This is a genomic window from Ancylobacter polymorphus, assembly GCF_022836935.1.
Classification (GTDB): Bacteria; Pseudomonadota; Alphaproteobacteria; order Rhizobiales; family Xanthobacteraceae; genus Ancylobacter; species Ancylobacter polymorphus_A.
On record NZ_CP083239.1, the window covers coordinates 2,184,365 to 2,203,600 of the forward strand.

16 protein-coding genes and 1 riboswitch are annotated in these 19,236 nt (G+C 67.1%); of the genes, 6 read left to right on the forward strand and 10 right to left on the reverse strand.

Features of this window, described 5'->3' with window-relative positions; all coding sequences use genetic code 11:
* Positions 1–27 precede the first annotated feature (27 nt).
* The 3 genes from oxc to K9D25_RS10320 all read right to left on the reverse strand — a co-directional run bounded on the left by oxc (position 28) and on the right by K9D25_RS10320 (position 3,647).
* Complete coding sequence (gene oxc, locus K9D25_RS10310) at positions 28–1,767, reverse strand: oxalyl-CoA decarboxylase (RefSeq protein ID WP_244450750.1); 1,740 nt, start codon at positions 1,765–1,767, stop codon at positions 28–30.
* A 43-nt stretch (positions 1,768–1,810) separates the two neighbouring features.
* Entirely contained in the window at positions 1,811–2,536 is a 726-nt protein-coding gene (locus K9D25_RS10315; protein WP_244450751.1) for a GntR family transcriptional regulator, read from the reverse strand.
* 430 nt (positions 2,537–2,966) lie between these two features.
* Positions 2,967–3,647 carry a GntR family transcriptional regulator gene (locus K9D25_RS10320; RefSeq protein WP_244450842.1) on the reverse strand — a complete coding sequence of 227 codons (681 nt, stop codon included), beginning with the start codon at positions 3,645–3,647 and terminating at the stop codon, positions 2,967–2,969.
* A gap of 549 nt (positions 3,648–4,196) precedes the next feature.
* Here K9D25_RS10320 and oxlT (K9D25_RS10325) point away from each other — a divergent pair.
* On the forward strand, positions 4,197–5,501 hold the full coding sequence (oxlT, locus tag K9D25_RS10325; protein WP_244450752.1) for an oxalate/formate MFS antiporter: 1,305 nt from the start codon (positions 4,197–4,199) through the stop codon (positions 5,499–5,501).
* Positions 5,502–6,252: 751 nt separating this feature from the next.
* On the forward strand, positions 6,253–7,485 hold the full coding sequence (gene oxlT, locus K9D25_RS10330; RefSeq protein WP_244450843.1) for an oxalate/formate MFS antiporter: 1,233 nt from the start codon (positions 6,253–6,255) through the stop codon (positions 7,483–7,485).
* Between the two features lie 95 nt (positions 7,486–7,580).
* Here the strand turns inward: oxlT (K9D25_RS10330) and K9D25_RS10335 are convergent, their stop codons facing one another.
* Both K9D25_RS10335 and thiC read right to left on the reverse strand, forming a co-directional pair.
* Positions 7,581–8,018: an NUDIX hydrolase gene (locus tag K9D25_RS10335; protein WP_244450753.1), complete on the reverse strand. Its 438-nt coding sequence runs from the start codon at positions 8,016–8,018 to the stop codon at positions 7,581–7,583.
* A gap of 54 nt (positions 8,019–8,072) precedes the next feature.
* Entirely contained in the window at positions 8,073–9,893 is a 1,821-nt protein-coding gene (gene thiC / locus K9D25_RS10340; protein WP_244450754.1) for a phosphomethylpyrimidine synthase ThiC, read from the reverse strand.
* A gap of 95 nt (positions 9,894–9,988) precedes the next feature.
* Positions 9,989–10,116: riboswitch (TPP riboswitch) on the reverse strand.
* A 119-nt stretch (positions 10,117–10,235) separates the two neighbouring features.
* Between thiC and K9D25_RS10345 the strand changes: the two genes are divergently transcribed.
* The gene (locus K9D25_RS10345) at positions 10,236–11,471 is read left to right on the forward strand and encodes a lytic murein transglycosylase (RefSeq protein ID WP_432207928.1); all 1,236 of its coding nucleotides are present in this window, start codon (positions 10,236–10,238) and stop codon (positions 11,469–11,471) included.
* A 3-nt stretch (positions 11,472–11,474) separates the two neighbouring features.
* On the opposite strand, the gene K9D25_RS10350 is transcribed toward K9D25_RS10345, so the two are convergent.
* The 5 genes from K9D25_RS10350 to K9D25_RS10370 all read right to left on the reverse strand — a co-directional run bounded on the left by K9D25_RS10350 (position 11,475) and on the right by K9D25_RS10370 (position 16,191).
* Positions 11,475–12,362, reverse strand: coding sequence for a cation diffusion facilitator family transporter (locus K9D25_RS10350; RefSeq protein WP_244450755.1), 888 nt, complete (start codon positions 12,360–12,362; stop codon positions 11,475–11,477).
* Between the two features lie 131 nt (positions 12,363–12,493).
* A complete protein-coding gene (locus K9D25_RS10355) occupies positions 12,494–13,402 on the reverse strand; it encodes a sugar kinase (protein ID WP_244375053.1) in 909 nt (302 codons plus the stop codon).
* Positions 13,403–13,511: 109 nt separating this feature from the next.
* Positions 13,512–14,273: an SDR family NAD(P)-dependent oxidoreductase gene (locus K9D25_RS10360; RefSeq protein ID WP_244375054.1), complete on the reverse strand. Its 762-nt coding sequence runs from the start codon at positions 14,271–14,273 to the stop codon at positions 13,512–13,514.
* A gap of 110 nt (positions 14,274–14,383) precedes the next feature.
* Positions 14,384–14,953 carry a lysozyme inhibitor LprI family protein gene (locus K9D25_RS10365; RefSeq protein ID WP_244375055.1) on the reverse strand — a complete coding sequence of 190 codons (570 nt, stop codon included), beginning with the start codon at positions 14,951–14,953 and terminating at the stop codon, positions 14,384–14,386.
* 29 nt (positions 14,954–14,982) lie between these two features.
* Positions 14,983–16,191 (reverse strand): pyridoxal phosphate-dependent aminotransferase, encoded by a 1,209-nt coding sequence (locus K9D25_RS10370; protein ID WP_244375056.1) that lies wholly within the window; start codon positions 16,189–16,191, stop codon positions 14,983–14,985.
* 137 nt (positions 16,192–16,328) lie between these two features.
* On the opposite strand from K9D25_RS10370, the gene K9D25_RS10375 reads away from it, so the two are divergent.
* The 3 genes from K9D25_RS10375 to radC all read left to right on the forward strand — a co-directional run bounded on the left by K9D25_RS10375 (position 16,329) and on the right by radC (position 19,230).
* Positions 16,329–17,510 carry a GNAT family N-acetyltransferase gene (locus tag K9D25_RS10375; protein ID WP_244375057.1) on the forward strand — a complete coding sequence of 394 codons (1,182 nt, stop codon included), beginning with the start codon at positions 16,329–16,331 and terminating at the stop codon, positions 17,508–17,510.
* 107 nt (positions 17,511–17,617) lie between these two features.
* Positions 17,618–18,445, forward strand: a complete 828-nt coding sequence (gene map, locus K9D25_RS10380; RefSeq protein ID WP_244375058.1) for a type I methionyl aminopeptidase — start codon at positions 17,618–17,620, stop codon at positions 18,443–18,445.
* 17 nt (positions 18,446–18,462) lie between these two features.
* Positions 18,463–19,230 carry a RadC family protein gene (gene radC, locus K9D25_RS10385; RefSeq protein ID WP_244375059.1) on the forward strand — a complete coding sequence of 256 codons (768 nt, stop codon included), beginning with the start codon at positions 18,463–18,465 and terminating at the stop codon, positions 19,228–19,230.
* The last annotated feature ends 6 nt before the right edge of the window (positions 19,231–19,236 follow it).

Consider the following 19,236-nt stretch of genomic DNA (forward strand, 5'->3'; position numbering starts at 1 on the left):
GCCGCTCCCCACCCGTCCCGGTGTGACTTACTTCTTCTTCACGACGCTCTGCGGGTTCAGGCTGCCGATGTTGCCGCTTTCGCTGCCGGCGGCCGGGTCGATCACGGCGTTGATGAGGGTCGGCTTGCCGCTGTCCATCGCCTCGTCCACGGCGCGCTTGAGCTCGTCCGGGGTGGTGACGTGGTAACCGACGCCGCCGAAGGCTTCCATCATCTTGTCGTAGCGCGAGTCGGCGACGAAGACGGTGGTGCCGGGATCACGACCGGTCGGGTCGGTGTCGGTGCCGCGATAGATGCCGTTATTGTTGAAGATAACGACGCAGACCGGCAGGTTGTAGCGGCAGATCGTCTCCACCTCCATGCCGGAGAAGCCGAAGGCCGAGTCGCCCTCGACCGCCAGAACCGGCTTGCCGGTTTCCACGGCGGCGGCGATGGCGAAGCCCATGCCGATGCCCATCACGCCCCAGGTGCCCACGTCCAGGCGCTTGCGCGGCTGGTACATGTCGATGACGCCGCGGGCGAGGTCGAGCGTGTTGGCGCCTTCATTGACCAGGATCGCGTCGGGACGCTCCTTGATCACCTGCTTGAGCGCACCGAGCGCCGAGTGGAAGTCCATCGGCGTCGAGTTCTTCAGCAGCCGCTGGGACATCTTGGAGATGTTGACTTCCTTGCGGGCGTTGATCGCGCCGATCCACTCCTGCGAGGGGGCGGTCCAGCCGGACTTGATGCCCTCGTTCAGGGCCTCGATCACCGAGCCGATGTCGCCGACCAGCGGCGCCGCGATCTCGACGTTCGAGTCCATTTCCTTGGGCTCGATGTCGATCTGGATGAACTTCTTCGGGGCATCGCCCCAGGTCTTGCCCTTGCCGTGCGAGAGCAACCAGTTGAGGCGGGCGCCGACGAGGACGACCACGTCGGAATCCTTCAGCACCGTCGAGCGGGCGGCGCCGGCCGAGAGCGGATGGGTGTCGGGCAGCAGGCCCTTGGCCATCGACATCGGCAGGAAGGGGATGCCGGAGGTTTCGATGAAGGAGCGGATCGCCTCGTCGGCCTGCGCGTAAGCCGCGCCCTTGCCGAGGATGACGAGCGGCTTCTTCGCCGACTTCAGCACGTCGAGCGCGCGGGTGACCGCGGCCGGGGAGGGGAGCTGCGCCGGGGCGGCGTCGATCACCTTCACCAGCGACTTGGCGCCGGCGTCGGCGTCCATCACCTGCGAGAACAGCTTGGCCGGCAGGTCGAGATACACGCCGCCGGGACGGCCGGAGACCGCCGCGCGGATGGCGCGGGCGACGCCGATGCCGATATCGGCCGCATGCAGCACGCGGAACGCGGCCTTGCAGAGCGGCTTGGCGATGGCGAGCTGGTCCATTTCCTCATAGTCGCCCTGCTGCAGGTCGACGATCTCGCGCTCGGAGGAGCCGGAGATGAGGATCATGGGGAAGCAGTTGGTGGTGGCGTTCGCCAGGGCGGTGAGGCCGTTGAGGAAGCCCGGCGCCGAGACGGTGAGGCACACGCCCGGCTTCTTGGTCAGAAAGCCGGCGATGGCGGCGGCGTTGCCGGCGTTCTGCTCATGGCGGAACGAGATCACGCGGATGCCTTCGGCCTGCGCCATGCGGCCGAGGTCCGTGATCGGAATCCCGGGCACGCCGTAGATGGTGTCGATATCGTTCAGTTTGAGCGCATCGATGACCAGGTGGAAGCCGTCCGTGAGCTCCTGTTCGGTCTCGGTGGCGGCATTCACGTCAATAACCTGTGCGACTGCGGACATCCCGTATTCCCTCCCAAACGTCCTTCGGCGGGTTCATGCCGCCCTAATCTAGGTCTACGTGGTTCTCGACATGCTCAGCGAGCCGGAGCGTGTGGTCGCGCACCAAACGCTCGGCGCGGTCCGCGTCCCGCGCCTCGAGAGCAAGAATGATCTCCAGATGGTCGGAGGCCGAACGCTGCGCCCGGTCCATCTCGAAGATCGTGCGGTGGCGGATGGCCCGTACATGGAAGAACAGGTTTTCCGTCATCGCCACGAGCAGCGAAGAGCCGCTCAGCCGGATCAGCGCCTGGTGAAACGCGATATTCGCACTCGAATATTCGTCGCACCGGTCGCGCTCGATCCGCGCCAGATCGAACTTCTTGAACAACGTCCTCAGCTCGGCGATCGCCTCGTCGCTTGCGCGCTGCGTGGCCAGGCGGGCCGCCATGCTTTCCAGTGCCGCCCAGGCCTCGATCATCTGGATGATCTCGGCCTTGGAGCGGCGAACCACCATAATTCCCCGCCGGGGCACGGCGCGGAGCAGGCCTTCCTGCTCCAGCATCGCGACCGCCTCGCGGATCGGCGTCCGGCTTGCGCCGAGACGCTCGGAAATGTCCCGCTCGTCGAGCAGCATCGGCTCGCTTGAGCCGTAAATATTCATGTGCGTGATAGCTTCCTTGAGAGCGGCGTAGGCCTTGCTCTTGAAGCTCTCCTTGGCCGGCAGGCGTTCGATGGTCAGACCATTCTCACCGCTTTGCCAGGGCTTGCTCTCAACGGCTTTGCTGCTCACGGAAGCGTCCTCTGCGGAAAACCCACAGTGGATTTCCGAAAAAGTGGCATACCAAATACCAACATGTCAATTCGCTTGTCCCCGCTGCGGGAACCCCTCCGGCTCCTTTTCCTCACCTGCGCCGCGCGCTTTCTCAGGTCCACCTGCCCCAGGGGAAGAGTGCCGGAACGCGCTTGCGTATGCAATATACCACGGGTGGATGCGGCTGGCGAGAGCGTCTGAACACTTTGCTGCGCTGCGCAGTCAAAAGTTCGTCGGCGGTGTTGAGGTAGGGTGATTGGAGGTCCGGGCCGGGATGCGCATCTGCGGCCGCCGGGGCGGAAAGCCTTACGTTCTCAGCGCTTTGCGAACGCGCGGCGCGCCCGCGCGCCACGACGGCGCACCGGCCGCGTGAAGCGGCCGGCACCTGTGCGCCGCACCATGCCTGATGTCAGGAGGGGAAGCGGCCGTGCTTCTCCACATGGGCGGCGAGGCCCAGCGTGTGCTCGCGCACGAGTCGTTCGGCGAGATCGGCATCGCGGGCGACCAGCGCGGCGATGATGGCGCGGTGCTCCTGCAGCGAGCGCTCCGAGCGGTTTTCCTGCCGCACCGAGACGGCGCGGATGCCGCGAATATGGATGAACAGGTTTTCCGTCACCTCGCCGATCATGGCGCAGCCGCCGAGGCGGATGATGGTCTGGTGGAAGCGGATATTGGCGTTCGAGTACTCGTTCATGTGCTCGGCCGGCGCCTCGGCCTCGAAGTCATGGAACATGTCGCGCAGTTCCGCGAGGTCGCGGTCGCTGGCACGGCTGGTCGCCAGCCGGGCGGCCATGCTCTCCAGCGCCGCCCAGACAATGATCATGTCGATGATCTCGCGCTTGGACTTGCGCACGACGAAGATGCCCCGGCGCGGCACCGAGCGCACGAAGCCTTCCTGTTCGAGGACGGTCAGTGCCTCGCGGATCGGCGTGCGGCTGACGCCGAGATCGTGGGAGAGCTGCCGCTCATCGAGCCGGATCTCGCTCTCCTGGCCATACATGTCCATCTCGGTGATGGCCTTCTTGATGGCGTCATAGGCCAGCGTGCGAAGGCTCGTATTGGCGGCGAGAGGCGCGATGTTCAGCCTCATCTGGGTGTCGGCGCTTTCCACGGGCGGTTTCCTCGTCAGTTGCTCGGTGTCTTGTTCTTGTTGTTGTCCGTCGCAGCGTGGCTGCGGCGCGGCCGGCTTTGGCGGCCTTCACGCGACCCTGTCCTGTCATTGGCGATTCTGTGGCGGATCAAGGCATCGTGAGCATCGTATAACACATACAGAATGTCCATGCGGGAGGCCCCTTACCGGCGCTGCGGGTTCCCCGCGCCTGCCTTTCCCAGCGCTTCCGGCCGGACCCTTTCACCCGCGCGCTCCGCCGGCGCGCGGGCGTCCTGCGTATCCAAGGCGGCATCTGACGCTACGTAATAATGGGCAAGTATTCCCTACGGGAAGATGCCGTTACGTCAGTCTGCGTTCTACACATAGCCTGTGTTCGTGGTATGCAAAATTTTGCATTACCCAAAATTCATAGTATGGTCGTTTCAATGGCTGATTGATGACCCGCCCGGATGGGCGTGCGTAGCGGGCATTCAATAAGAAAACAGAAAATAGTCGGTCAGTTTACGTTGGGAAACGTTCGAGGACAACATGACATCTGACGCAACGGCATCCATCAATAAAAAGCGCTGGCTGCAGCTGGTGTTCGGCGTGATCTGCATGTGCATGATCGCCAACATGCAGTATGGCTGGACCTTCTTCGTCAATCCGATGCAGGAAACCCACGGCTGGGATCGCGCGGCGATCCAGGTGGCGTTCTCCATCTTCATCGTCACTGAGACCTGGCTGGTGCCGGTTGAGGGCTGGTTCGTCGACAAGTACGGCCCGCGCGTCGTGGTGCTGTTCGGCGGCCTGCTGTGCGGCCTTGCCTGGGTGATCAACTCCTATGCCGACACGCTGACCCTGCTCTATGTCGGCGCGGCTCTCGGCGGTATCGGCGCTGGCGCGGTGTACGGCACCTGCGTGGGTAACTCGCTGAAGTGGTTCCCGGATCGTCGCGGCCTTGCCGCCGGCATCACCGCCGCCGGCTTCGGCGCGGGCTCGGCGCTGACCGTGATTCCGATCCAGAACATGATCAAGAATCAGGGCTATGAGGCCGCCTTCTTCTATTTCGGCGTCGGCCAGGGCGTGGTGATCACGCTGCTCGCCCTCTTCCTCGTTGCGCCGAAGAAGGAGCAGATCGCCGCCTTCGCCGCCAAGGCCGTGGCCAAGGTCTCCCAGTCGGCCCGCGATTTCGCGCCGAAGGAAATGCTCTCCACCCCGCTGTTCTGGGTGATGTACGCGATGTTCGTCATGATGGCCGCCGGCGGCCTGATGGCGACCGCCCAGCTCGGCCCGATCGCCAAGGATTTCGGCATCGCCGATATTCCGGTGAGCCTGATCGGCATCACCCTGCCGGCGCTGACCTTCGCCGCCGCCATCGACCGCGTGCTTAACGGCCTGACCCGTCCGTTCTTCGGCTGGGTGTCGGACCAGATCGGCCGCGAGAACACCATGTTCGTGGCCTTCGCCATCGAGGGCGTCGGCATCTATGCGCTGAGCGTGCTCGGCCATAACCCGGTGCTGTTCGTCATCCTCACCGGCCTCGTCTTCTTCGCCTGGGGCGAGATCTACTCGCTGTTCCCGGCCATGTGCGGCGACGCCTTCGGCTCGAAGTTCGCCACCACCAATGCCGGCCTGCTCTACACCGCCAAGGGCACGGCGGCGCTGATCGTGCCGTTCACCTCCATCATCACCACCATGACCGGTAGCTGGCATGCGGTGTTCATCACCGCCGCGGCGCTCAACATCATCGCCGCCGTGATGGCGCTGGTGGTGCTGAAGCCGCTCGCCTCCGCCCATGGGCGCCGCGCCGCGGCGCAGGCGGCCGCGTCGAAGGTGGTGGCGGCCGAGTAAGCTGCCCCCTCCTTCCCTGGCCTTCTTTCAGGGCCCGTCCTCGGACGGGCCCTTTTTCTTTTCCGGAACACCGGAAGCTGACGCGCGCCTGCCCTCCATTGGCGGCAAGATTGACAGCATTCCAATTGTAAACTGGCGGCGAGAAGGGGATGCGAACCGTGCGCTTTCGTGTCGTCGTTCGGGCATTCGTGTCGTGCGACGTGACAACGCCAAGTCACCCTTCCCGAACGTTCCTGATCTTCAACTTTTATCTGAATTTGAACTGACGCAGCGTCGTTGCACGACAACGATGTTACATCTATTAATAGCCACCGACCAACCAAATGAAAATTGTTCGGTATCTTTAGCCTTACGGAACGGTTGGCGAGTCATAAAAGCCAATTGGCATACATAATATTGTCGATTATGATCCTTGCTCAGCGGGTCGGTTCCGCAACCCTGCGGCAGGGCGTCTCCGAAGTGTCGGAACGCGGCGTCAGGGGCGGATACCGCGCAACCTTTGAGAAGAAGATGCCGCACGAGCGGCCGTCGCGGGGGCGACGCAGAAAGCGCCCCCGGGACCAACGACAAGCCGGCGCCCGGGCCCCACAGGCCCAGGAGCGACCGCAACAAAAAAGCCGATCCGCGGCATTTATCGATTTGGGAGAGGAGATCGCCCTTGAATACGTCCAAGACTCTGGCGGCTGTCGGGCCGGGCCAGGATTTCTCTGAGAGCCGCCGCTGGATGCAGCTGGTCGTCGGGGTGGTCTGCATGATCGCGACCGCCAACATCCAGTATGCCTGGACCCTGTTCGTCCCTGAAATTCAGCAGACCTTCGGCTGGGAGCGCGCCTCGATCCAGGTGGCGTTCACCATCTTCGTGCTGGTGCAGACCTGGCTGGCGCCGATCGAAGGCTACTTCATCGACAAGTTCGGCCCCCGCCTGATGGTCGCCTTCGGCGCCCTGTTCATCGGCACTGCCTGGGTCATCAATTCGCAGGCCACCACCCTGATGGGCTTCTATGTCGGCGCGGCCATTGGCGGCATCGGCGTCGGCTCCATCTACGCCACCTGCATCAACAACGCGCTGAAGTGGTTCCCGGATCGCCGCGGCCTCGCCGTCGGCCTCACCGCCGGTGGCTATGGCGCCGGTTCGGCCGCCACCATCCTGCCCATCGCGGCGATGATCGAATCCTCGGGCTTCCAGGAGACCTTCTTCTTCTTCGGCCTGCTGCAGGGCGGTCTCGCCTTCATCGCGGCGTGGTTCCTGCGTTCGCCGAAGGCGGGTGAGGTCAAGGCCTCCACCAAGCTCAACCAGAGCCGCCGCGACTACACCCTGAAGGAAGCCCTGAACACCAAGCTGTTCTGGCTGATGCTGGTCATGTTCACCTGCGTCGTCACCGGCGGCATGATGGCCGTGGCGCAGCTGGGCGTGATCGCGCAGGACCTCGGCGTGAAGGAGTTCGAGGTCAACCTGTACTTCTTCACCATGGCCGCCCTGCCGCTCGCCCTGATGCTCGACCGCGTCATGAACGGCATTTCGCGTCCGCTGTTCGGCTGGATCTCCGACCATATCGGCCGTGAGAAGACCATGGTCATCGCCTTCTCGCTCGAAGGCATGGGCATCATCGCGCTCGGCTATTTCGGCCACAATCCGTGGGCCTTCCTCATCCTCTCCGGCGTCGTGTTCCTCGCCTGGGGTGAAGTCTACTCGCTGTTCTCGGCGCTGGCCGGCGACGCCTTCGGCACCAAGCACATCGCCAAGATCTATGGCGTGCTCTACTGCGCCAAGGGCATCGGCGCGCTGTTCGTGCCGATCGGCAACCTGCTGATGGAAGCCACCGGCACCTGGTCGACCGTGCTCTACACCGTCGCCGCCATGGACCTGTTCGCCGCCTTCCTGGCGATCACCCTGCTGCCGCGCACGCTGAAGTCGCATGTGGCGCAGTCCGCCGCGATGGGTCCTTCGGTCGACAAGACCGCGACCGCCTCGGCGCATGCCTGATCCGCTTGCGTCCCGGGCGGCGAACGCCGCCCGGGACGCAACGGAACGACCTTGGACAAGGGGCCCTCGCGGGCCCCTTTTTCGTTGCGGAGTTCTCAGTCGGTGCTCGCCGCAGCCAGGGCGAGGTCGGCGAGATACTCCACCTTCAGGCTGGCGGCGGGGCCGAGGCGGGCGAGTTCGGCCCGGTCGAACCAGCGCGCTTCCAGCGCGTCGTCGGCGGCGACGGCCTCGCCTGCCTGCCAGCGGCACAGCACGGCGATCATCGCGAAATGATGGGCGAGGGTGCCGGACGCCTCATGCTCGATGAAGTCCAGCACGGTGATGAGGCGCGGATCTGCGGCGAGAAGGCCGGTTTCCTCGTGAAGCTCGCGCAGCGCCGCGTCGCGATAGGTCTCGCCCGGCTCCACCCGTCCGCCGGGAAAGCCCCATAGCCCCTGGTCGGGCGGGTTGGCGCGGCGCACCAGCAGAACCTCACCCGCGCGCTCGACGAGGGCGAGCACGGCGACGGTGGGGCGGACAGGGGACGACGTCATGCAGCGAGGGCTCCCGATGAGAACGCGGCCGGGAAAGCCCCGGCCGCGCCAAAACTACTCTGCCGCTGTGACATCGCGATAGAGCTGGCCGCCGCCGTCGCGGAAGCGGGCGGCCATGTCCTCCATGCCCTGCGCGGCCTCTTCCGCCTGCCGGGCGGTGTCGCGGATTACGTGACTGATCTTCATCGAGCAGAATTTCGGCCCGCACATGGAGCAGAAATGCGCCAGCTTGTGCGCCTCCTTCGGCAGCGTCTCGTCATGGAAGGCGAGGGCGGTGTCGGGGTCGAGGGCGAGGTTGAACTGGTCCTGCCAGCGGAACTCGAAGCGAGCCCGTGAGAGCGCGTCGTCCCAGGCCCGCGCCAGCGGGTGCCCCTTGGCGAGGTCGGCGGCGTGGGCGGCGATCTTGTAGGTGATGACGCCGGTCTTCACGTCGTCGCGGTTGGGCAGGCCGAGATGCTCCTTCGGCGTGACGTAGCAGAGCATGGCGGTGCCAAACCAGCCGATCATCGCCGCGCCGATGGCTGAGGTGATGTGGTCATAGCCCGGCGCGATGTCGGTGGTCAGCGGCCCTAGCGTGTAGAAGGGCGCCTCGCCGCAGGTGGCGAGCTGCTTGTCCATATTGGCCTTGATCTTGTGCATGGGCACATGGCCGGGCCCCTCGATCATCACCTGGCAGTCCCGCGCCCAGGCGATCTGCGTCAGCTCGCCCAGCGTCTCCAGCTCGGCGAACTGCGCCGCGTCATTGGCGTCGGCAATGGAGCCGGGCCGCAGCCCGTCGCCGAGCGAGAAGGTGACATCATAGGCGCGCATGATCTCGCAGATCTCGGCGAATCGCTCATAGAGAAAGCTCTCGCGGTGATGGGCGAGGCACCATTTCGCCATGATGGAGCCGCCGCGCGAGACGATGCCGGTGACGCGACTGGCGGTGAGCGGAACGTGAGCGAGCCGCACGCCGGCATGGATGGTGAAATAGTCCACGCCCTGCTCGGCCTGCTCGACCAGCGTGTCGCGAAACACCTCCCAGGTCAGGTCCTCGGCGATGCCGCCGACCTTCTCCAGCGCCTGATAGATGGGCACGGTGCCGATGGGCACGGGGGCGTTGCGGATGATCCAGTCGCGAATGTTGTGGATATTCCGCCCGGTCGAGAGGTCCATCACCGTGTCGGCGCCCCAGCGTATCGCCCACACCATCTTGTCCACCTCGTCGGCGACCGAGGAGGTGACGGCGGAATTGCCGATATTGGCGTTGATCTTGACCAGGAAATTGCGGCCGATCGCCATCGGCTCCAATTCGCCATGGTTGATATTGGCGGGAATGACGGCGCGCCCGCGCGCCACCTCGTCGCGCACGAATTCCGGTGTCACCACATCGGGGATGGCGGCGCCGAAATCCTCGCCGTCGCGGATGATGTCGCGCAGGCGATCGCGCAGGCCGTTCTCGCGCAAGGCGACATATTCCATCTCCGCCGTGACGGTGCCGGCGCGGGCATAGGCCATCTGCGTCACCGCGCCGGACCGGGCCCGCAGCGGGCGGTGGGCGAGCGGGAAGGGGGTGACGAGCCGGTCGGCCGGGACATGGCCGTTATCCTCTGGCTTCACCGCGCGCCCGTCATAGGCCTCCACATCGCCGCGCGCCTGCACCCAGGCGTCGCGCGGGCGGGGGAGGCCGGCGGCGATGTCGATGCGGGCCTCGACATCGGTATAGGGGCCGGAGGCGTCATAGACCGCGAGATTGGGCTCGCCGGCCGAGGGGTGCAGCAGGATTTCGCGGAATGGCACGCGGAAGCCGCGCACGGGGCATTCGGCATAGAGGCGACGGGAGCCGGGAATCGGCCCGGTGGCGACGCTGAGGTTGTCGGGGGACTTGGACGACATGCTGGATCTCCAGAACCAGAGGGTTGGGGAGATCCGGGCGTATGACGTTGGGGAAGGATGGCGGCGCGGGACGCGGCCTGAACCCGCGCGTGGCGACGCCATTCGGTTCCGATCCCTTCGCCGGCATGACCCGGATCAGGTTCGAAGGGTCATCGCGTTGCGGTGCCTTGCGGCACAGCCGGCGCTCTCTCAGCCCCCTAGCGGGGCTCCCCTTGGAACGGGTCGATCTTGGGTGAAACGGGAGCCGGGGTCAATCGGCCTGAACCGTCACCCTGCCGCTGCCGTATTCCTGTAGAATGGCTGACGGCGAGACGATTGCAGAACGACAGGTCGGGGAGTGCCATGCGCCGCTGGAAGAATTCGATCGGCCGGATGGCCGCACTGGTGGCGCTGGCCGCGCCTTTGGCCTTCTCCTCCGCCGCCTCGGCGCAGGAGAATTGCGGGCGCAGCGGCGCCGGCTTCGACGCCTGGCTTGCCGGCTTCAAGCAGCAGGCGGTGGCGGAAGGCGTGTCGCCGCGCACGGTGGCGGCGGCGCTCAACGGCCTGACCTATGCCCCCGACATTGTCGGAACCGATCGCGGGCAGAAGGTGTTCGGCCAGAGCTTCTTCCAGTTCTCCGACCGCATGGTGGCGAATTATCGCATCCAGCAGGGCCGGCAGAAGATCCAGGCCAATCCCGATCTGTTCAGCCGCATCGAGCAGCGATTCGGCGTGCCGGGCGCGGTGCTGGTGGCGTTCTGGGGGCTGGAAACCGATTTCGGCGCCTTCATGGGCGACAAGCCGACCATCCGCTCCGTCGCCACGCTGGCCTGGGACTGCCGGCGCGCGGAAATGTTCCGCACCCAGCTGATGGCGGCGTTGAAGATCATCGATCGCGGCGACCTCACCGTGCAGACGATGCGCGGGCCGTGGGCGGGGGAACTCGGCCAGTTCCAGTTCCTGCCCGACCATTATCTCAACTATGGCGTCGATTTCGACGGCGACGGGCGGGTCGATCTCATCCGCTCGGCGCCCGACGCGCTGGCCTCGGCGGCCAATTACATCAAGGCGCTGGGCTGGAAGGCCGGTCAGCCCTGGCTGGAAGAGGTGCGCGTGCCGCCCAACCTGCCCTGGGACCAGGCGGACCTGTCGATCAAGATTCCCCGCGCGCAATGGGCGCGCATGGGCGTGGTGCGGGCGGGCGGTGGCCAGCTTCCCGCCGACCAGCTTCCCGCCTCGCTGCTGCTGCCGATGGGGCGCAACGGCCCGGCCTTCCTCGTCTATCCCAATTTCGATGTGTTCACCGAGTGGAACAACTCGCTGACCTACGCCACGTCAGCCGCCTATCTCGCCTCGCGCGTCGCTGGCGCCGGGCCGTTCAACCGGGGGCAGGGCGACAAGATTCCGGTGCTCTCCATGGCCGAGGTGAAGGACCTGCAGACGCTGCTCAACGCGCGCGGGCACCATGTGGGCCGGGTCGACGGCATCGTCGGGGCGGCGACGCGGCAGGCGATCAAGGTCGAGCAGATGCGGCTCGGCCTGCCGGCCGACTCCTATCCGACGCCGGAGCTGGTGGCGGCGCTGCGCGCGGGCAAGTGAGCCTCAGAGAACCGGCACGCCCTGCTGCTTGGCCTTCACTTCCGGCTCGACATGGATGTTGACCAGGATATCGGCAACCTCCGCTTCCAGCGCGTCCTCGATACGGTCGCAGATGGCGTGGGCTTCGCTGACCGGCATGTCGCCGGGCACGACGAGGTGGAAATCGACGAAGGTCATGCGTCCGGCCTGGCGGGTGCGCAGATCATGCGCCTCGATGGCGCCGGTGGCCTCGGCGGCGATGCGCTTGCGGATGCGCTCCAGCGTCTCCGCCGGCACGGCCTGATCCATCAGCCCGCCGACGCTCTCCTTCAGTACCGACCAGCCCGACCAGAGGATGTTGACCGCGACGAGGCCGGCGAGCACGAGATCGAGCTTCTCCCAGCCCGACAGCACCGCCAGCACCACGCCGAGCAGCACGCCGGCCGAGGACAGCACATCGGTGAACAGATGCCGCCCGTCGGCCGCCAGAGCGGGGGAGCGCGCGCGCCGGCCTTCGCGGATCAGCACCGCGCACCAGATGCCGTTGATGACCGTCGCGGCGGCGTTGATCGCCAGACCCTGCGGCGAGGCATCGAAGCTGTGCGGTTCCAGCCAGCCGAGATAGACCTCGCGCAGGATCGAGATCGCCGCCACCACGATCAGCACGCCGACGATGACGGCGGAGAAATACTCGGCCTTGGCATAGCCATAGGGATGGGCGGCATCGGCCGGCTTGGCGCTGACCCGCAGCGCCAGCACCGCCGTGATGGCGGTTGCCACATTGACGATGCTCTCCAGCGCGTCCGAATACAGCGCGACGCTGCCGGTGAGCAGGAAGGCGAGATATTTCAGCCCCAGCACGGCGAGGCTGACGCCGACATTGATCAAGGCGATCCGCGAGGAGACAGTCATCGGCGCAAACCCGTTCCGGCGCCGCGCGCCCGCTGCCGCAGCGCTTAGTCGCTTGGCGGGCAGAAATCAAGCAAGCACAAGGGTTTGCAAGTCGTTCGCAGAAGCGTTTGCAGCCTCTGCGGCCCTCTCGCTCAGGCATTGGCGTGGCGCGGCAGAAGGGCGCCGCGGTGGCGGATGACGCGACCGGCGAGTTGGTGCCCGGCCTCCGCTGCCGCCGCCGGGGCTTCGCCGGCAAGGCGCGCGGCGAGATAGGCGGCGTTGAAACTGTCGCCGGCGGCGGTGGTGTCCACCGGCACGACGGGCTGGGGTATGGCGACCAGCTGCGCCTGGCCACCACTCACGACCAGCGCGCCCTCGGCGCCGTTCTTCACCACGATTTCCTGCACGCCGAAGGTGGCGAGCCGCTCGGCGGTGGCGGTGGGGGAACCATCGCCCCACAGCGTCGCCTCATCCTCGAAGGTCGGCAGGGCGATGGAGGTGCGCTTCAGCGCCTCGGCATAGACGGCGCGGGCGCGGGCCACGTCGCCGCGCCAGTTGCGCGGGCGGAAATTGCCGTCGAACACGACGCGCGTGCCGCGCTCGCGGGCGAATTCGATCGTCGCCAGCAGGCGGCCCAGTCCGGCATTCGAATAGAGCGAGAGGGTGATGCCGGAGAGATAGATGAGCTTGGCCTCGATCAGCGCCTCGCACATCCCCTCCCAGCCGGGCAGTTCGAACAGCTCGCGCGCGGGGGCGCTGTCGCGCCAATAGGTGAAGCTGCGCTCGCCCGCCGCGTCGATGTCGATGAGATAGAGCCCGGCGGTGCGGCCGGGCACGCGGGCCATCAGGCTGATGTCGAGCCCCTCGGCCTGGGCGGAGGCGCGGATGGCGTCGGAATAGGGATCGTCGCCCAGCGCGGTGGCATAGGCGGTGTCGACGCCGGCGCGGGCGAGATAGACGGCGGTGTTGAAGGTATCGCCGCCGACGCCCTGGCTGAAGCGGCCATCGGCGCCGCGGGCCAGTTCGACCATCACTTCGCCGATGGAAATTACCTGGGCCATGCGTCCCTCCCTGTCGCGTCGATTCGCGCGGGAGCCTCGCCCTATTCGCCGGGGGAGGCAAGGCCGGGGCGTCTCCCCGCCCCGCGCGGGCGGGACGGGGAGGGTATTATCAGAGCTGGACGCCGCGGGTCAGCGCGCCGTCGACGACGAGATTGGTGCCGTAGATGAAGCTCGCCGCCGGGCTCGCCAGGAAGACGGCGGCATTGGCGATTTCCTGCGGCGTCGCCATGCGGCCGGTCGGGTTCAGGGCCAGCGCCTCGGCGAACAGGGTCGGGTTGCCGTCCTTGATCTGGTTCCAGATGCCGCCGTCGAAATAGGTGTTGCCCGGCGAGACGGTGTTGGCGCGGATCTTCTTCGGCGCCAGCTGGAAGGCGAGGCCCTGCGTATAGTGAATGAGCGCCGCCTTGAACACGCCATAGGGACCGCAGGCGAAATCGATCTCGCGGCCCGACACCGAGGAAATCGTGACGATGGAGGCGGCGGCGCTCTTTTCCAGATAAGGCATGGCGGCGTTGACGAGGCGCACCGTACCCATCAGGTCGGTCTCGAAGCCCTTCTTCCAGTGCTCCTCATCATGGCCGACCGCCAGCGCGCTGACATTGGCGACGACGATGTCGAGCCCGCCGAACGCTTCCGCCGCCTTGTCCACCAGGCTGGCCAGGGCGGCGCCGTCGGACACATCCGCCGCCGCGCCCAGCGTCTTCACGCCGCTTTCCGCCAGCCGCGCGGCGGTGGCTTCCGCCTCCGCACCGTTGCGGCTGCACAGGGCGACATCGCAGCCCTCGGCGGCCAGGGTCTCGGCGATGGCGAGGCCGATGCCCTTGGTGCCACCGGTGACGACGGCGCGCAGTCCCTTGAGTCCGAGATCCATGGTCGGGGGTCCTTCATGAGCGGGGGGAAGAGGGCGGCATGATCCCAACACCGCCGCCCCTGCACAAGACGCTTCCTCGGCTTATCCCGATGCCGTGTGGAGGCCGACGCTCACGGCGCGATCATGATGATGCGCGGCGCGCCGGCGGGCGGGGTGGGCGGGGCGGCGGCGGCCTCGGCGGGCGGCGCGGGCGCCGCAGGAGCGGCCGGCGGCCAGCCGCCTTCCGGCGCGTAGCGGGTTTCGAGGTCGCGGGCGCGCTGCCCGTTGAGGCCGATCAGGCAGATCAGCCGCTGTTCCATGACGCCCGACCCGCCGAGCCGCCCGCCAATGCTCTGCTTTGGGCCCTCGCCTTCGAACGGGGCGATGCTCTGGCACTCGAAATTGCGCCAGTGGACGAAACGCCCCTGCGCCTCCTCGAACAGCGAACTCCAGCGGCGGCGCTGCGCCGGCTGCAGATCGGCCCGCGCCTCGATGGCGGCGAGCACGCCGGTGACGCTGCGTTCCAGCGCGCTTTCGCCCGCCGCCTGCAGCGCGCCAAGGCAGTCGAGATAAGCGCGCGGCTCGGCGTGTTCGCGCCGGCAGGCCGCAGGGTCAGTCGCGGCCGCGACGGCGATGCCGCCGAGCCCGAGCAGAAGCGGCGCGGCAAGAAGGTGAAGGCCGAGGCGGCTTCGGTCGGTCATCGGTCTCGGCCTCCGTTCGGCCGCCGCCCTCAGGCGGCGGGCGTCTTGCGCAGGAACGCGTCCATGCGCTCCAGCGCGCGGGAGATGTTCTCGGCCGAGTTGGCATAGGACAGGCGGATATAGCCCTCGCCGAACACGCCGAAATCCGGCCCGCCTATGGTGGCGACGCCGGCCTCGTCGAGCAAGGCGGTGGCGAGCTTCTTGGCCGAGGTCCAGCCGGTGCCCGTAATGTTGGGGAAGGCGTAGAAGGCGCCCTTCGGCACGGCGCAGCGCACGCCCGGCAGGGCGTTGAGCCCGTCCACCACCAGATGGCGCCGCCGGTCGAACTCGGCGACCATTTCCGCCACGCAGTCCTGCGGGCCGGTGAGCGCGGCGAGCGCGCCGAACTGCGCCGGGGCGTTGACGCAGGACCACGCATTGACCGCGAGCTTGCGCGCGGCGTCGAACAGCCCTTCCGGCCACAGCGCCCAGCCGAGCCGCCAGCCGGTCATCGCATAGGTCTTCGACCAGCCATTGAGCAGGATCAGCCGGTCGCGGATTTCGGGGTAGGCGAGCAGGGTGGTGTGGGCTTCGCCGTCGAACAGGAACTGGTCATAAATCTCGTCGGAGAGGATCGCGACCTGCGGGTGCGCGGCCAGCCCGGCAATGAAGGCGTCGATCTCGGCCTTGGGGGTCACACCGCCGGTCGGGTTGGCCGGCGAATTGAGGATGACGAGGCGGGTGCGCTCGGTGATGAGCGAGAGCGCCTCGGCGGCGGAGAAGCCGAAGCCATTCTCCTCGCGCACCGGCACCGGCACCGGGGTGGCGCCGGTGAACTCGATCATCGAGCGATAGATGGGAAAGCCGGGGTCGGGATAGAGGATTTCCGCCCCCGGCTCGCCGAGCATCAGGATGGCCGAGAACATCGTCACCTTGCCGCCGGGGACGATCATCACCCGGCCGGGGTCGATGCCGAGGCCGAAGCGGCGCTCGATGTCGCCCGCCACCGCCTCGCGCAGCGGCTGGATGCCGACGGAAGGGGTGTAGCCGTGCTGGCCGTCGCGCAGCGCCTTGATCGCGGCGTCCACAATGTGGCCCGGCGTTGAGAAATCCGGCTGGCCGATGCCGAGATTGATGATGTCGCGCCCCTGTGCCGACAGGGCGGCGGCGCGCGCCAGCACGGCGAAGGCGTTCTCCTCGCCGATGCGGTCGAAGGCGGCGACGGGCTGGATCGGCAGGCGGGCGGCTGGCGTCATCATGTCCTCGTTCGGCTTGCGTTGGCGTTTCGGTTGACGCGGCGCATCAAAGCTCTTGCAGTCTTTCGCAGTCGTGTCACACGGGAACGGGGCCGGGTTCAAGTGCGACGCTGGCCATGCGGGAGTGGGACAAGACGCCGATGACTGGGCCGCTAAGTGAGCTTTCCGCGCCGCCGGCACTGCCGATCGGGCCCTTGGTCGACACCGCGCCAGCGCAGCGGCCCGTGCGCACGGTGCTCGCCGGCCGCTTCGTCGACCTCGTGCCCTTCGATCTCGCCGCCCATGGGCCGGCGCTGTACGCCGCCAGCCACGGGCCGGAGAGCGAGGCTATCTTCGCCTATCTCCCCAGCGGCCCCTATGCGGATTACGCCGCGTTCGCCGCCTATTACGGCCCGGCGGCGGAGCGCGACGACCCGCTGCTGTTCGCGATCATCGACAAGGCGACCGGCGTCGCGGTGGGCCATGCGACCTATCTGCGGATCGACCCGCCGAACCGCACGATCGAGGTCGGGCATATCCTCTACACGCCGGCGCTGATGCGCACGCCGGGCGGCACGGAAGCCATGTATCTCATGGCCCGCCATGTGTTCGAGACGCTGGGCTATCGCCGCTATGAGTGGAAGTGCAACGCGCTCAATGCCCCCTCGCGCCGGGCGGCGGAGCGCTATGGCTTCCGCTTCGAGGGGATTTTCCGCCACCACATGATCATCAAGGGCCGCAACCGCGACACGGCGTGGTTCTCCATCCTCGAAGAGGAATGGCCGCAGATCGCGGTGGCGATGGAGACATGGCTGGCACCGGAGAATTTCGACGCCGCCGGCCGGCAGCTGGTCTCGCTCTCCGTGCTCAACGCCCGCACGCTTGAGGTGGAAGGCCGCACGCTGCGCCGCGCCGACCTTGCCGATCTTCCCGCTGTCGAGACGCTGCAGCGCGCCGCCTATGCCCGCAACCGCATCCTGCTCGGGGTCGAGCCGGTGCCGCTCTTGTGGGATTACGCCCGCGTGTTCCGCGAGCGCGAGGTGTGGGTGCTGGAGGGCGCCGACGGCATCGCCGCCGTCGCCATTCTCCAGCCGCGCGGCGACGACCTGCTGGCCGACAGCCTCGCCGCCTGCCCGCGGGCGCAGGGTTTCGGCCATGGCAATCTGCTGCTGGCGGCGGCGGAGGCGCGGGCCCGCGCGCTCGGGCGGGACACGGTGCGGCTCTATACGGGCGAGCCGCTGGAAGCCAACATCAACTGGTACCGCCGCAAGGGCTACGCCATCGAGCGGGTGGAGCAACTGCCCGACCGGCGGCTGGTGCATATGGCCAAGCCGCTGGGGTGAGGGCGAGGCGCGGGCCGTTCGGCGCGCGCTTTCCTTGCGCCAGCGCGCGGATGGCTTACATTCGGGGCGCACCTTCGCCCTGACCCCGTGCTTTTGGACGTTCGACGATGAGCTATGTGGAGGCGGCCGGCGCGCCGCTGCGCAAGACCGGCCATATCAAGCTGCATGGCCCCGAAGGCTTTGCCGGCATGCGCAAGGCCGGGCAGCTGACGGCGCAGGCGCTCGACCTCGTGCATGAGCTTGTGGCGCCGGGCGTGACCACCGACGCCATCGACCGGCTGGTGTTCGAGTTCGCGATGGACCATGGCGCGCTGCCGGCGACGCTGATGTATCGCGGCTACCGCAAATCCACCTGTACCTCGATCAACCATGTCGTCTGCCACGGCATTCCCAACGACAAGCCGCTGCGCGAGGGCGACATCGTCAATGTCGATGTGACGCTGATCGTCGATGGCTGGTATGGCGATTCGAGCCGGATGTACCCGGTGGGCGAGATTCCCCGCCGCGCCGAGCGGCTGCTGGACGTGACCTATGAATCGCTGATGCGCGGCATCGCCGAGGTGAAGCCCGGCAAGCATGTCGGCGATATCGGCGCGGCGATCCAGGATTTCGTCGAGCCGCTGCATATGAGCGTGGTGCGCGATTTCTGCGGCCATGGCGTCGGCCAGGTGTTCCACGACGAGCCCAACATTGTGCATGTCGGCCGGCGCGGCGACGGGCCGGAGCTGATGCCCGGCATGATCTTCACCATCGAGCCGATGATCAATCTCGGCCGCCCGCATGTGAAGGTGCTGTCCGACGGCTGGACGGCGGTGACGCGCGACCGTTCACTCTCTGCCCAGTTCGAGCACACGGTGGGCGTGACGGAGACGGGGTGCGAGATTTTCACCCTCTCGCCCAAGGGCTATCACAAGCCGATCTTCAGCAACGACTGAGCGGGGCCGGGGCCGGCATGGCGCGCAACGGAGCAGGGCGCAGCGGCGGCCGCGAGGCCGCGCCGGGGTCCGCCGGGAGCGAGCCGGCCGCGCCTTCCGGCTTCGACGAGGCGGAGCCGCATTTCCTCGGCCATCGCGAGCGGCTGCGCGAGCGCTTCCGCAGCGGGGGCGGGGAGGCGCTGCCGGACTACGAACTGCTCGAACTCGTGCTGTTCCGCGCCGTGCCGCGCGCCGATGTAAAGCCGCTCGCCAAGGCTCTGATCGACCGTTTCGGCTCCTTCGCCGAGGCGATCAGCGCCCCGCCCGGGCGGCTGCGTGAGGTGAAAGGGGTGGGCGAAGCCATCATCACCGAGCTGAAGCTGATCGGCGCGGCGGTGGAGCGGGTGACGCGCGGCCAGGTGCGCGCCCGCCCGGTGCTGTCCTCCTGGAGCGCGGTCATCGCCCATTGCCGGGCCAGCATGGCCTTTGTCGAGCAGGAGCAGTTCCGCATCCTGTTCCTCGACAAGCGCAACCAGCTCATCCTCGACGAGGTGCAGCAGCGCGGCACGGTGGACCACACGCCGGTCTATCCGCGCGAGGTGGTGAAGCGGGCACTGGAAGTGGCGGCGAGCGCGATCATCCTCGTGCACAACCATCCGAGCGGCGATCCCACCCCGTCCCATGCCGACATCCAGATGACCAAGACCATCATCGACGTGGCCAAGCCGCTCGGCATCGAGGTGCATGACCACATCATCGTCGGCAAGGACGGCCACGCCTCGCTGCGCGGGCTGCGGCTGATTTGACGTCTA